Here is a 14730-nt window from a genome sequence, read left to right as displayed (position 1 = left end):
GTTATTGTCTCACTTGAATCAAAACGTATTTGTCCTCGGTATGCTTACCGAGGAATGAAGTCCAGCCTAATGCCACACCGCTGTCTGCCCGCAGACTAAGCGGCGGCGCTTCATCAGCGTCCATCGACAACTCAAGGTCATAGGCCATCTGCTCACGCAAAATGAATTCGACCAGTTTGCACAGCGGCTGATATTCTTTGCCTGACGGCAGAAAATCCGCAAAACGCTCACGTGACAATTTGCCGATACAAATCGCGAATTTGCCGTTACAGTCCATGACCGACTCACCCAGCATGGTGTTCATCCCGAGTTCGCCATTCTGGCGCCCCAGTGATAATTGCTGAGACGGGTCAATGCTGACTTTGCGACGGACCCACTGCCGAATCTGCACATCCTCAAGATCAAAACAGTGAGCGATAATACCCGCCACCACCTGCGGGGAAACGGCTGCGGCCAGCCAGCGTGCCGGCATAGGCCAGCATCTTGCACCAGTTAATCGGTGTTTCGCCGCGCAAATCCGGGTCGCCCAATCCGACCAAAGCAAACAGCTGTGCCGAGAAGGTATCCTGTGCATCCGGTTGAAAACGCACGTAATAACGGTATTTGCGCCAGATGCGATAAACCAGGTTAATCAGACGGTTATTAAAGAAGTCCATAAACGGCTGCTTAATACCGCCGGGTTCTTCATTCACCAGCTGTTCGATAATGAAACCGGGCAATGGTGACTGCGCACCGGACAGACCAAAAAAATTAGTCAGCATCACCAGTCTGTCATCCGGCCTTTCCTGCAACGCATTCACATCGCTGGGTGAAAAACCGAGACTCGGATTCGCACTGAATACCAGCTGACACTGGCGTTCCCACTCTTCCGACTCCGGATTCAGTTGATGAAGTTTTTGCAGCAACTCCACCAACTGGTAAAAATTGTAAGAGCGTACATCTCCGGGTAAATGCGGCTGAGGCACAACCGGACTATCGGCCGTTATATCAACGGCTGCATTCCTGTCTGTGTTCCCCATGTGTACTTCTCTTGATTGGTTAAATTGACCACAACCAACTCATGAAACGAGTTGATACTGGCGTAAAGTGCGAAGAAATGGCTGAGAACTGTACCGAACAAGTAAAGATCGCCTTCAGAGCCGAAACCCGCTTGATCGATGTACAGTGTCGATTGCAGGCCGCGCACCGGTAAACCACGCAAAATTTTATCGACCGGTTTCGACTCGATTTTGCTGATCCCATCGAGACGCAGACGCGCCACGCGCTCAGCCTGGCGATCCACCAGAGCGCGGAAATCATAAGCACGTAACACGCTGCTTAACGCATCTTTGGAAAGCAGAGACAGGTAATTGAGTGACAGGTTAGAAATCAGGGTCCACAGCAGGCTGCCGTCCAGCACCGGACGCAGTGACTGCGACGGGATGGTAATATTGTGGAAGTCCGCATAAGGTGGTGAGGTATCCGTCGGCTCACAGATGTCACCAATCCCCAGTTCAAGCGGTAATAGGCGATTGGTACAGGTCAGTTTGAGGGAGACCGCTTCGTCCACGTCGACGGACAAGGTTTCATCACCGCGCACAAACGACATAAACGAATCAAAACCATCACCACGGATACTTTCTTTGACACGGGTGCGGTAATACAGAGCCTGCCTATCACGTGCTCGCTCAACTTCATGCTGAAAGGTTTCAAACGCTGAGTAATGCCGCTTTTCACCGCGCATACGCTGGCCGTTTCTGGCTGCTGTCCTGCCAACCGGTCACACTGTCCACGCTGAACACTTCGTAGTGCGCCGGATAACGGCTCGATGGCACGATGCGGTACTCGGCTTTACGGCCATTGAGATCGATAGGATCGGCATCGTGCTCAAACAGATTGATGACCGGCGTACAGTAAAGCTGGAAATTATCCTTACGCACCCGCACATCTGCCGGCAAAGTTTTCGAGAAATGAATATTCAGAGTGAAGTCACCCTGCACCGATTTTGGCACAGTGCGGCCGAGCGCTTTAATGTCGAAAAAGTGGAAGGCTTCAGGAAAAGAGAGGTATTCCTGCAGAATGCGATAACCTTCATAAACATTGCTCGGATAAGGCAGCAGCGATTCGTCGCTGCCAAAGCCTACCGTGGAAAACGCACTGGCCGGAAGAATAAATTCGGTCCCGTTGACTTCAACGCTGATTTTTTGCAAATAGTGGTTGAGCCACAAATAGAGCATTTGTGAACTGTATTTATCGCCCCCCAGATAAAAGCGCAGATCCTCAATCCCGGCGTCACCAAAGGCGATGTCGCCGTTCATTTTCATATCCAGCTTAATAGTGGTTGCTTCGCGGGTATGTTGCGCATGCGCATCCAGACATTGCAGCGGATAGAGCTCGATATCACGGCAGGTACGAAAATGACACTTAGTGCCAAATACCGGTTTACTGTCGAGCTGGGTCCCGCGCGAGACGGTCTGCTTTTCACTGACACTCTTATCCGGAGTGAAAGTGACAATACTCATGCTGGGGACCGGACGCAGATAGTTCGGCCACAGCATGTTAATGATCGAGTGAGTAAGTTCAGGGAATTCATCTTCCACTTTCTCACGCAGACGCGCGGTCAGAAACGCAAACCCCTCCAACAAACGTTCAACGTCCGGATCGGTCGTTTTCGCCTGCAGAAATCGGGATAGCTGGGGATGAATTTCGGTAAACGCTTGTCCCTGCTCTTTAAGAAAAGCAAGTTCTTCCCTGAAATACTTATCTTGGGTCATACAATTAATACACTCGATACTTTCTATTTTGATCCAGTGACAGACTGAACTGAACTTTCTTGTGTAATGCATCGCTGTTGATGCTGGCAGCAATATGAAAACGCAACGTAAGCGGATTGTGGTGATCGTTATCTGAACGAACCAACACATTCTTTAAACGCGGTTCATAACGCTCCAGGCATTGCTGGATCGCCAGCTTGATACGTAACGATAAGTCCATGGTTTCCAACGTGGCGTCATTGAAATCGACCAAGCCCAAATGAGGTGCGCTTTGCGCACCACCAATTCGGGTGTTAAGAATGTTGGATACGTTACGTTTAACGGAGTCGAGTACATCCCATGCGTCCGGACCTTGGGTCAGAGACACAGGTTTAGCGTTGGCTTCTAAACGCTCGAAGAAGCCAACCCCAAAAACACTCTCTTCAGGTGCTATATATGTCATGATTAAGCTTGATCCAGACGGCCTACCAATGACAACTCAAAGTTTGCACCCATGTACTTGAAGTGCGGACGTACCGCCAGAGACACCTGGTACCAACCCGGGTTACCCTCGACATCCATGACCTCAATCTTCGCTGCGCGCAGAGGACGGCGGCTGCGAACGTCTGCTGGTGGATTTTCCTGATCAGCTACGAACTGTTTGATCCACGCGTTCAGTTCACGCTCAAGATCCTGACGCTCTTTCCATGAACCAATTTGCTCACGTTGCAGGACTTTCACGTAATGAGCCAGACGGTTGATGATCATCATATAAGGCAACTGAGTACCCAGCTTGTAGTTGGTCTCAGCTTGTTTGCCTTCTTTGGTATTCGGGAAGACTTTTGGCTTCTGAATCGAGTTTGCGGAGAAGAAACGCCGCGTTGTCGCTGCCTTTACGCATCGTCAGAGCAATAAAGCCCTCTTCAGCCAGTTCGAATTCTTTGCGATCAGTGATCAGCACTTCGGTCGGGATCTTGCTCTGCAGTGCACCCATAGACTCAAAGACGTGCACAGGAAGATCTTCAACAGCACCGCCGCTTTGCGGGCCGATGATGTTCGGACACCAACGGTACTTAGCAAAGCTGTCAGTCAGGCGGGTTGCAAAAGCAAACGCGGTGTTACCCCACAGGTAATGTTCGTGCGACTGGCTAACATTCTCTGAGTAGTTAAATGATTTAACTGGATTTTCGGTTGGATCGTAAGGAACACGCAGCAGGAAACGTGGCGCCGTCAGACCGATATAACGAGCATCTTCTGAATCACGCAGAGCACGCCACTTGGTGTACTTCGGACTTTCAAAGATAGACTTCACGTCTTTGACGTTTGGCAGCTCTTCAAATGAATCAATGCCAAAGAACTGAGGTCCTACACTGGAAATAAACGGTGCATGAGCCATAGCGCCCAAAGAGCCCATGTACTGCAGCAGCTTCATGTCTGGTGTTGAAGGTGTGAATGCAAAGTTACCGATGATGGCACCGGTTGGTTCACCACCAAACTGGCCATAACCTGATGAGTAAACGTGTTTATACAGGCCAGACTGGCTTGTTTCAGGAGCAAACTCAAAGTCTTCCAGCAGCTCTTCTTTAGTGACATGAAGCAGCTCGACTTTGTTGTTTTCGCGGAAATCAGTACGGTCGACAAAGAGTTTCAGACCACGCCAGGCCGATTCCATCTGCTGATACTGCTCGTCATGCAGAATTTCGTCCATCTGGGCACTGATTTTTTTATCCAGTTCAACCAGCATTTGATCAACCAGAGATTTGTTGACCATTTCTGAATGGTCACTACCAATCAGGTTTTCGATAAAGGCAGCCACGCCTTTCTTCGCTACATCGTACCCTTCTTCGCTCGGCGCGATACGGGTTTGAGCCATGATTTCATCCAGCAGGCTGCCTTCAGCCAGCTGCGATCTTTCCAATACTGATTCAGTAGTAGACATCTGTTAGTTCCTAATTCCGAATTAATGACAAAAGTATCAAGTCAAGTTATGCCTGAGTCTGCTCTTCTGCGTCGCTGACCAGGTTAAGTTCCGCCAGCAATTTCTCGCGCGACTCTTCTGAGTTCAGCAGCTCTTGCAAACGATCGCGGAAACGCTGGAATGTTGCCCAGTGGGCCTTTCAACGCCACTAACGCTTCACGTAGCTCGATTAACTTTTTCAATTCAGGAACCTGAGATGCGACAGCATCTGGTGAAAAGTCCGCCAGAGACTTAAAGCTCAGCTCGACAGGCAGTTCTGCACTTTCGTCTTCACCCAGTTTGTTTTGCACTGTTGTGCTCAACTTAAGGTCACTTTCACGCATTACGGCTTCGAAGTTGTTTTTGTCGACTGAAACGGTCGAGCGCTCTTCGACAGGCGTCTCTTCAGCGTGACCTTTGAAGTCACCGACGACCAAGGTCTTCAGCGGTAACTCAACTTCTCCCTGAGGATCCCCAGTTGCAGGAATATATTTGATATTAATGCGCTCTTTAGGAGCGACACTTCCTTCTTTAGACATATAACGTCTCCAAATACCTATGCCAATCGTTGTGATAAATTAACCATGCAGATGCCTTGCGGACTCTGCACAATTAACAATAATAAAAATGTTGTTATTTATAATAAACTAGATACTACAGACTGATACGTAACTAATCGTTGTCCTAAATATCTATAGTTTCAGTCGCAACTTGTAGATATTCAAAACAATTCATAGCAATCTTTTAATTATGTTTATGAAAAATTAACTCTGTCCTAATAGCGAATCAGCACGCACTAGCTTACTTATAATTCCCTTAATAGGGATTTGAAAATCTGACGATGTTGTAATACTAATTTTTTTGGAACATTCTATTCATTTTGAATGTATTTGTTGTAAAGAAAAACGCTAAAATTTGACCTTGGTCCAGAAATACATTAAAGCCAAACTCTCATAACTAATTCCTAATATAAAGGATAATTAAATGTCCCAAAAAATATCATGGTTATAATAAACCACATTATCATTAAGTTTATATTCGATATTTTCAGCACGTTTTTTCTGGGTCACATTCATGCGCTGAGTAATGTTTTTATTACTCTCTTCAACAGAAAGATAGAGATTTTTCAGACGGTTGGTACCCGCTGTCTCAATATAAGTATCCATATAAGCCCGGGCTTTCGCCAGGTCCGTTTGCACAAACTGATAGTTTTCGCTTTGGCCAGCATACACAAAACCGAGCGCAGCCAGAGAAGTCAGATCACCGGCATGCAGCGCTTTTTCACGCCATTGCAGTGCCTCCTTATAGCGGCCCTTATCTTCAAGTAGACTAATATAAGCTCGCATTGCCGGGATATAACCGGTTTGCGCAGCTTCGAGATACATTTTTCTCACTTGCGTATCACGAGCACCCGGTAAGACAAAATAACCGTCACCATTCTGATAACGTCTTGCCTTTTCCATCAAGGCCTGTGGCTGCTTAAAATCGACGGCCATCTCTAGGTACTGTTCTGACAGAGTCGGGTCAATCGGTTGATAATACTGAGCCAGTTCATACAAGGCTTGCGGCGCATCCTTTTGCCCCAAAGTCACCAAAGCATCATGATATTGCTGTTGCCAATATGTCTGCTCATGCTCTGTCAACCAATCGCCATGAGTATAGAGATGGTGCATTGCATGGCGGTTACCGCCATTAGCAGACTGCAATAAGTAATCTCTCGCTCTCGGTGGGGTACGTATCGTGGTATTGTAGTTCGACAGCTCCATCGCATACAGATACGCAGCGTCGGCATTGCCCTTATCGGCCGCATGCTTGAGGTAATTACGCGCTTCAATGTTCTTAAACTGCGCCCTTAATAAACGTCCGCTTTCCAGCGCCTGCTGAGCGGAGAGCGTCTCGACATCGTAACTGTCTGCACTGGCTCCGGCACTCAATACAGACAGCCCAAAGACAATGGAAAGAAGTAATTTTTTAGCCGATGTTAACACTGCTGCCACCTTGTAATACGCCGCCACAATCAATCGCATCCCCTGCTCGGGCTGCTGGTTTACCGTCAATCATGACGGTTGCTGAACCTGCCGCAATGGTTTCGGGGATGTGGTGGATGCATAGGTTTACTGTGCATTTCTAATGGGTCCCCCATCCTTGCCGCAGGTTTGCCGTCAATTTTGACCGAACCCGACCCCGCAATAACGGGGGTAGGCGGAAATCCTTCGTGATCGGTACCCTGAGCACCGACAACTATACCTTTTCCCATATTAAGCCTTCTCTGATTGATAGATAAATAATAGCTGAGAAGCCTAAAAGCAATTTATATACCCGAACCTGATATAGGCAGTAGCAGAATTTACTATTAAACAAGGCAAATTCTTACCTGATCCAGGCAACAATATGTTCTGACCTATACGATAACTTGCTCAGGTCGAATTAAATGTCAGAGAAAAGAAAAAATTTAAAGTAATCACTCTAAAAACAACAACTAATAACAAAATGGTCATTTAATTATTAATTTTAATGACTCGATGTCACTAAAACCAATTGCTATTATTTTAATAGATTTAACGTTAACTAAAATAATCTATTTATTATTATATCCTAATTAAATTAATCCTTATTTTAATATTCTCTGATAGAAAATTTATCTTTACTCTCGCTCATCTTTGGGAGAATCCATGACTACCATAGTTGTAATCGATTGCACTTGTAAACACTCTCCTAATACATCTGCATGAAAACGTTTATAAGCACTCAGGTCTTTAGTTTCGACCCGCAGTAAATATTCGTTCATGCCGGTAATGTTATGACATTCCACCACTTCTCTGGCATCGCTGACATGTTCTTCAAAACTGAACTGTGATTGTTTGGTATGGCTGTTCAAGCCAATCGAGACATAAGCGACAAAACCGACTTCAAGCTGGGTTTTATCCAGCACCGCGCGATACCCTTTAATGATTTTCTTGCGCTCCAGCTCCTGCACCCGTCTCAGCGTCGCTGAGGGTGACAAACCGACCCGCTCGGAGAGCTCAACGTTGGAGATTCTGCCGTCCCTCTGAAGCTCACGCAATATTCTGTCATCAAACCTATCCATAACACACCTTTGTTGCTTACATTTATCATTCAACACAAATATAAGCACAAAATTGCGCTCATTCGCCATTACTATTTATCCCATGTTCAATCGCTGAGAAGTAGCACAATGGATTACAGTCAATGGGGCCCTTTAGTGGCATTTGCATTTGTTTCAACTTTTACCCCGGGTCCGAACAACATTATGTTGATGACCTCCGGAGCCAACGTCGGCTTTCTGCGCACCGTTTCCGCACATGTTAGGAATCACGGTCGGATTTAGCGTGATGGTACTGCTGGTTGGGGTCGGATTAACCGGTCTGTTTCAGGCGTATCCGCTGCTGCAACAGATTCTTAATGTGGTGTGTCTGGCCTATCTGGTCTATCTGGCAATTAAGATTGCTCGCAGTCGCCCTGTGAGCAGTGTGCAGGAGTACCGTCCGATGTCGTTTATCTCGGCGGTATTATTTCAATGGGTCAATCCGAAAGGCTGGTCAATGGCACTGACCGCAGTGAGTGTTTACAACGAGAGTGCCAGCTGGCTGCAACTGCTGTTGATCTCTCTGGTGTTTGCTCTGGTCAATATTCCAAGCGTCAGTGTGTGGACAGCGGCCGGTAAACAGCTCAGCAGCTGGATGACACATCCGAAATATGTGGGCTGGTTTAATGGTGCAATGGGAGGGTTACTGCTGGCATCGACCCTTCCGATGTTGTAATCAGATAGCCGAAGGTGATGGCTGGTTGGTAGGACAACACATCCAAATCCTCAAAATTCGCGGTTCATACTGGCCAACATGCTGGCCAGTTGCTGCTGCTGCTCTTGAGTAAAATGACGGGTCAGATCCTGGGTCAGCGTTAAGTGCAACGCATTATGCTGACGGAACACGCCCTGCCCCTGTTCAGTCAGGTCAACCAACACTGAGCGTCGGTCCCCTTCAATCGCACGACGCTCAATTAACCCGGCCTGAACCAGCTTTTCTACCTGCACCGTCAGAGTACCGGTGGTGATCCCCAGACGGTTAGCCAGCTCTTTCATACGCATGGCACCATGGCTGCCCAGCACTTCCAGAGTGTGGATCTGCGCCAGAGAATAGCCGGTCTCTTTCACCACCGACATCTCCCAGGAGGACATTTTGTCGTAAAACTCGGTGATCAGATTATTCAGTTCAGTCAGGTGTGGCATATCAGGGCCTTGTCTCTTTACTTGGCATTAACCTCTAAGGTGAGGTGGTGCAGTTTATCAAAGTCTTTCAGTTGCTGTCTAAAGTAGTCAGCATCTTTATCGCTGTCTGTTGTCAGGCGAATCGTGGCGGCATAGTGGTTGGCGCTCACTTTCCACATGTGCATATCGACAACCTTCACTTCATCATCATCGAGGCGATCCAAAATCCGCTGCTCATAATCCTCACCAATGTGCGCATCGAGCAGAATCGGTGCCGTCTGTTTCATCAGCCCCAGCGCCCATTTGGTGATCACCAATGCGCCGACCATGCCCATAATCGGGTCAAGCCATACCCAGCCGAGGTACTTACCGACAATCAAGGCTGCAATCGCCAGCAGTGAGGTCAGCGCATCCGCCAGGACATGCATATAAGCTGCGGTCAGGTTGTGATCATGCTGATGCTCATGAGAATGAGCATGGTCGTGGTCGTGGTCGTGGTCGTGGTCGTGGTCGTGGTCGTGGTCGTGGTCGTGAGCATGATGGTGGCCATGATGATCATGCAACAAAAACATACTGGCGACGTTCACCACCAAACCAACCACCGCCACCAGAATCGCTTCATTAAACTGAATCGAAAGCGGATCAAACAAGCGATGAATCGACTCGCCAAGCATGATAATCGCCACCAGCCCCAAACCAATCGCACTGGTATAGCCGCCCAGCACGCCCACTTTACCGGTACCAAAGGTAAACTGACGTGAATCCTGATGTTTACGCGCATAACGTAACGTAAACAGCGTAATACAGAAAGCAGCGGCATGAGTCCCCATGTGCCAGCCATCAGCCAGCAGCGCCATCGAGCCATAGACAGTCCCGGCGACGATTTCGACCACCATGGTCACCAGAGTGAGCAGCAGCACATAAATCGTGTTCTTCTCCCCTTGCCGGTTGGAGTAAGAGAAAGTGTGTACCTGAGGGCAGTTCGGTGATTGCATAATAAATACTTTGATTATCAAATTTTCTAAATCATAGTTTGTTTGATAATCAAAGTAAAATAAATTGGTCTCGTTATGCATTTTCGCATTAAATGTTAAACACTTAATAATCCAACGACATAAGGAATCTGTCCGTGCCAGCGAGCCTTGTTACCGCCATCACTATGCTGGCATTTGCTGCCAATTCCATCTTATGCCGCCTGGCCCTGCAGGAGGGTGCGATTGATGCCGGATCATTTACCGCATTGCGACTGATCTCCGGCGGCCTGACTCTGATTGCGCTGCATGCTTTAGTGGTACCCAAGACGCAGCGGGTCTATCAATGGCGTTTTGCCCTCAAAGCCGGGCTGGCTCTGTTCGGCTACGCACTCAGCTTCTCGGTTGCTTACCTGCATCTGTCGGCTGGTACCGGCGCCTTGCTGCTGTTTGGCACCGTACAATTGGCCTTACTCATCGCGCACTGCTGGCAGGGAAACACCGTCAACCGTCTCGAATGGCTGGGCCTGGCGATTTCCGTCGCCGGCTTTATTTATCTGATGCTGCCCAGCGCACAGCAACCCGATCCTTGGTCGGCAGTGCTCATGATTATATCCGGACTCTGCTGGGCAGGATTTACCCTGCTTGGCCGGCAAAGTGACAACCCGACCAGCGCGATCGCGCAGGGATTCTGGTGTGCCAGCCTGCTGTGTGTGCTGCTCGCACCGTGGCTGATCCATCCGGATGACCTGACCACACAAGGCGTTGTGCTGGCGCTGGCCTCCGGCTGTATCGCGTCCGCCGCCGGTTATATTTTGTGGTATCAGGTAGTACGCCGCCTGACCATTTTGCAGGCTTCCGTGGCGCAATTATCGGTCCCGGCAATCGCTTTAATTGCCGGCAGTCTGCTTTTGGAAGAGATGCTGACCTTACGCCTGAGCCTGATCAGTTTGCTGATCCTGGGCGGAATTGGCCTGGTGTTTATCGCCCGCCAGCGTGCTAATGGCTGACAGTTTATCCCTGCACATCTGAGCAGGTCAGACGCAGGAGCACGGCAGCAATCCGGGCTGGATTTTCCCTCGCAGCCAAGTACAATTCGCAGCGTCGATCACCAGCATGAACCTCATTATGTCATCTACTGCGCCCAAGACCGCTGCCTGCTTTACTCCGTTCCAGCGCGATATTTCCGCCCTTGCCCTGCCAGAGCGGTTTACTTATCCCTTCTGCTATGAACCGCATCCGCTCAGCGTCATTGCCGCCGAAGAGCTGCAGCAGCATATTATGACGCAGCAGGACTGGTCACATCCGTTTGGTCTTGAAGGTGAGCCGCAGCTTGGTGCGAGCGGTAAAATGTTTGGCGTATTGGTGGTCAGAACGCACGATGGAGAGCTGGGCTATCTGAGCGCCTTTTCCGGACAACTGGCCGAACAGAGTCACTGGCCTGCTTTCGTCCCGCCGGTCTTTGACCGCTTTGCCGATCCGGACTTTTTCCGCGCTGAAGCCGACCAAATCAACGTGATGAATCAGCAAGTCAAAGCGCTCAGGCAGGATCCGCGTCGCGCAACATTAGACGCCGCCATCCAACAGTGCCAGCAGGATGCTGAGCAGGCGATCGAAACCTTTCGCCAGCAGATGATCATCACCCGCGCAGAGCGTAAAACGCAGCGCGCTGCAGGGGAACAGTCGTTGGATCCGGCCGCCTTGCAAACCTTGCTTGATCAACTGGGCAGGCAGAGTGTGGCGGAAAAAAATCAGTTAAAGCAGCTCAAGCAGCAGTGGGACATTCAGCTCAGCGAACTGCGCCGCCAGTCCGAGAGCCTCAATCAGCAACTGGAGCAACTCAAAGAAGAGCGCAAACAGCTCTCCGCCGCTTTGCAGGGTAAGCTGTTTGGTCAGTATCGCTTTCTCAACCGCGCGGGTGACGAACAGTCATTGAATGCCATTTTTGCGGCCGGCAGTAACCCAATCCCGCCAGCGGGTTCAGGTGAATGTGCTGCGCCCAAATTGCTGCAATATGCTTTCTCGCATCAGTTGCAACCACTCGCACTGGCTGAATTCTGGTGGGGCAGCTCACCGAAATCGGAAATCCGTCAGCACAAGAAATTCTATCCGGCGTGCCAGAACAAGTGTCATCCGATCCTCGGCCATATGCTGGCGGGCATGGAACTCGATCCCAATCCGCTGCTCGACAATCCGGCACAAGGTAAAGAGATCGACATTATTTATCAGGATGAGGCGATCGTGGTGGTCAACAAACCGGCTGAGTTTTTATCGGTGCCCGGGGTGAACGTCAAAGATTCGGTCCTGACCCGGCTTGAGCAACGTTTTCCTGATGTGGAAGGCCCGTTTGTCCTGCACCGGCTGGACATGTCGACCTCCGGCCTGCTGGTGTTTGCCCTCACCCGCCGCGCCAATAAAAGCCTGCAAAAGCAGTTCATTACCCGTGAGGTTGAAAAGCGTTATGTCGCGCTGCTGAGCGGGGAAATTGCCCACGGAGAAGGCTACATTCACCTGCCGCTGCGGCCTGACCTGGATGACCGTCCGCGCCAGATGGTGTGTGAACAACACGGCAAACCGGCAGAAACCTTCTGGCAGACCATCGGCACCGAGCAAGGCCAGACCCGGGTCTATCTGTATCCGAAAACCGGCCGCACCCATCAGCTCAGAGTGCACTGTGCCCACGCCGAGGGTTTCAATACCCCGATAGCCGGTGACGACCTGTACGGCGAAAAGGCCGATCGCCTGCATCTGCACGCCGAAACCCTGAGTTTCGACCATCCCTACACCAAACAGCGGATGACATTTCAGATTGACGCCGATTTTTAAGCTCCGCGACCAACGAAACAGGCTTCAAAATCCGCTGAGAAACAAGATCGCCACGTGCGATCTTGTTTTTTACTATTGATCACTCCTTTCTGTTGATCATCGAGTGACCTGAACAGGAACACTCAGTTCCTAAAGGCAAACTAGACGACCGGTCTAATTCCATTTACACTGCCTGTCATGAACACAAAAACCCAAGATACCCGTCAGCATATTCTCGATGTCGGTTACGAAACTGGTAGTCAATAAAGGCTTTACCGGGGTCGGGCTGTCAGAATTGCTGCGCAGTGCAGATGTGCCTAAAGGCTCGTTTTATCACTACTTCAAATCCAAAGAGCAGTTTGGTGAAGCCCTGCTCGTTGCCTATTTTGACCATTATCAGTCCCGGCTTGATACCTTGTTTATCGACAACGAGGAATCACGCTATGAGCAATTAATGCGTTACTGGCACTACTGGACCGAATACAACAGCCAGCGTTGCAACGCATCTCGTTGTCTGGTGGTAAAACTGGCCGGTGAAGTGTCCGACCTCTCCGAGCCGATGCGCCGGGCACTGCTCAAAGGGACACGCCAACTGATCGATCGGCTGGCGCGCTGCATTGAGCAGGGCATCGCGCGTGGTGAAGTACAGGTTAAAGACAGCCTGAGCACTGCCGAGCTGCTGTACAATTTGTGGATTGGTGCCAGCTTACTCAACAAAATTCGCCAGGATGATGTCAGCCTGCAGCAGGCACTGCGCAGCACAGAGCAGATCCTGCAAGGCAATACGCCTGACTGATATATCAATTCGACCCGCTATCTCGATGGCGGTTTTTTTGCAACCCACACTAGACGACTGGTCTAATTGAAAAAGGAAACCAGAGATGACTCAAGCAACAAACCAACGCATCGTACTCGCTTCACGCCCGGTCGGCGCGCCAACGGCCGACAATTTCCGTACTGAAAGCCTGCCGGTCGATATGCCGGGCGAAGGTGAAGTGCTGCTGCGCACCATTTACCTGTCTCTTGACCCTTATATGCGTGGCCGCATGAGCGACGCCAAATCCTACGCCGATCCGGTTGCAGTAGATGAGGTGATGGTCGGTGGTACCGTGTGTCAGGTCGAAGTGTCCAACCACGCCGATTTCGAGGTGGGTGAATGGGTACTGGCTTATACCGGCTGGCAGAAATACGCGATTTCTAACGGTGAAGGCCTGCTCAAACTGGGTAAGCAACCAGCCAACCCGTCTTACGCGCTGGGCATCATGGGTATGCCAGGCTTTACCGCGTACATGGGCCTGCTCGACATCGGCCAGCCAAAAGCCGGCGAAACCATTGTGGTCGCAGCGGCCACCGGCCCGGTCGGTGCAACCGTGGGCCAGATTGGTAAACTAAAAGGTTGCCGTGTGGTGGGTGTCGCCGGCGGCGCAGATAAATGTCGTCATGCGGTGGAAGTACTGGGTTTTGATGCCTGTATCGACCACAAAGCCGACGATTTTGCCGAGCAGCTGGCTGCTGCAGTACCGCAAGGTATTGATGTCTACTTTGAAAACGTGGGTGGAAAAGTGTTCGATGCGGTCCTGCCATTGCTCAACACCGCTGCCCGAGTACCACTGTGCGGAATGGTGTCGATGTACAACGCTACCGCCCTGCCAGAAGGCCCGGATCGCATGTCGAGCCTGATGGTGCAACTACTGGTGAAACGCATCAAGATGCAAGGCTTTATTATCTTTGATGATTATGCCCATCGCTATAACGAGTTTGCCGCCGATATGACACAGTGGCTGGCAGAAGGCAAAATGCACTATCGTGAGCAAGTCGTCGCTGGTCTGGACAACGCGCCGCAGGCGTTCATCGGCCTGCTGGAAGGAAAAAACTTTGGTAAGCTGGTGATTGAAGTTAACTCGCCGTTATAAGCACCAACCGTTATCAGCCTAAACCGTTAAAAATCCAACCCCTTATATACCCAAACAACTTGGAGTTGCAGGTAGGCGGCAAATGAGTGAATCCCCATTAGCATAGAGACACTATGTGATTGGG

Annotated in this window: 8 protein-coding genes and 7 pseudogenes; 5 read left to right on the top strand and 10 right to left on the bottom strand. The window is 50.0% G+C overall.

The annotated features are described in order from the left end of the window. Position 1 precedes the first annotated feature (1 nt). The 8 genes and pseudogenes from tssG to ABDK09_07175 form a co-directional block, all read right to left on the bottom strand. A pseudogene (tssG, locus tag ABDK09_07210) lies at positions 2–1019 on the bottom strand (type VI secretion system baseplate subunit TssG). Next, a pseudogene (gene tssF / locus ABDK09_07205) lies at positions 983–2753 on the bottom strand (type VI secretion system baseplate subunit TssF). Before tssF ends, tssG begins: the two co-directional pseudogenes overlap by 37 nt. A gap of 4 nt (positions 2754–2757) precedes the next feature. Continuing rightward, on the bottom strand, positions 2758–3195 hold the full coding sequence (tssE, locus tag ABDK09_07200) for a type VI secretion system baseplate subunit TssE (GenBank protein XAW87886.1): 438 nt from the start codon (positions 3193–3195) through the stop codon (positions 2758–2760). Between the two features lie 2 nt (positions 3196–3197). Beyond that, positions 3198–4671: pseudogene (tssC, locus tag ABDK09_07195) on the bottom strand (type VI secretion system contractile sheath large subunit). Between the two features lie 46 nt (positions 4672–4717). Further along, positions 4718–5228 (bottom strand): annotated as a pseudogene (tssB, locus tag ABDK09_07190) (type VI secretion system contractile sheath small subunit). A 441-nt stretch (positions 5229–5669) separates the two neighbouring features. After that, on the bottom strand, positions 5670–6746 hold the full coding sequence (locus ABDK09_07185) for a sel1 repeat family protein (GenBank protein ID XAW87885.1): 1077 nt from the start codon (positions 6744–6746) through the stop codon (positions 5670–5672). Next, positions 6661–6946, bottom strand: a pseudogene (locus ABDK09_07180) (type VI secretion system PAAR protein). The gene ABDK09_07185 and the pseudogene ABDK09_07180 overlap by 86 nt, the downstream one beginning before the upstream one ends. 387 nt (positions 6947–7333) lie before the next feature. Next, the gene (locus tag ABDK09_07175; GenBank protein ID XAW87884.1) at positions 7334–7777 is read right to left on the bottom strand and encodes an Lrp/AsnC family transcriptional regulator; all 444 of its coding nucleotides are present in this window, start codon (positions 7775–7777) and stop codon (positions 7334–7336) included. A 108-nt stretch (positions 7778–7885) separates the two neighbouring features. On the opposite strand from ABDK09_07175, the pseudogene ABDK09_07170 reads away from it, so the two are divergent. After that, positions 7886–8471: pseudogene (locus ABDK09_07170) on the top strand (LysE family translocator). Between the two features lie 50 nt (positions 8472–8521). Here ABDK09_07170 and ABDK09_07165 read toward each other — a convergent pair. Then, on the bottom strand, positions 8522–8938 hold the full coding sequence (locus tag ABDK09_07165) for a MarR family transcriptional regulator (protein ID XAW87883.1): 417 nt from the start codon (positions 8936–8938) through the stop codon (positions 8522–8524). Between the two features lie 17 nt (positions 8939–8955). Further along, a complete protein-coding gene (gene dmeF / locus ABDK09_07160) occupies positions 8956–9912 on the bottom strand; it encodes a CDF family Co(II)/Ni(II) efflux transporter DmeF (GenBank protein XAW87882.1) in 957 nt (318 codons plus the stop codon). 134 nt (positions 9913–10046) lie between these two features. Between dmeF and ABDK09_07155 the strand changes: the two genes are divergently transcribed. The 4 genes and pseudogenes from ABDK09_07155 (at position 10047) to ABDK09_07140 (ending at position 14606) form a co-directional block, all read left to right on the top strand. After that, positions 10047–10898, top strand: a complete 852-nt coding sequence (locus ABDK09_07155) for a DMT family transporter (GenBank protein XAW87881.1) — start codon at positions 10047–10049, stop codon at positions 10896–10898. Positions 10899–11016: 118 nt separating this feature from the next. Then, positions 11017–12714, top strand: coding sequence for a pseudouridine synthase (locus ABDK09_07150; GenBank protein ID XAW87880.1), 1698 nt, complete (start codon positions 11017–11019; stop codon positions 12712–12714). A gap of 177 nt (positions 12715–12891) precedes the next feature. Further along, positions 12892–13489: pseudogene (locus ABDK09_07145) on the top strand (TetR/AcrR family transcriptional regulator). Between the two features lie 85 nt (positions 13490–13574). Continuing rightward, complete coding sequence (locus ABDK09_07140; protein XAW87879.1) at positions 13575–14606, top strand: NADP-dependent oxidoreductase; 1032 nt, start codon at positions 13575–13577, stop codon at positions 14604–14606. Positions 14607–14730: the final 124 nt, after the last annotated feature.

It is taken from the genome of Vibrio sp. CDRSL-10 TSBA (assembly GCA_039696685.1).
Taxonomy (GTDB): domain Bacteria; phylum Pseudomonadota; class Gammaproteobacteria; order Enterobacterales; family Vibrionaceae; genus Vibrio.
The sequence above is the reverse complement of the archived record's forward strand: the minus strand, read 5'-3'. Positions and strand labels throughout refer to the sequence as shown.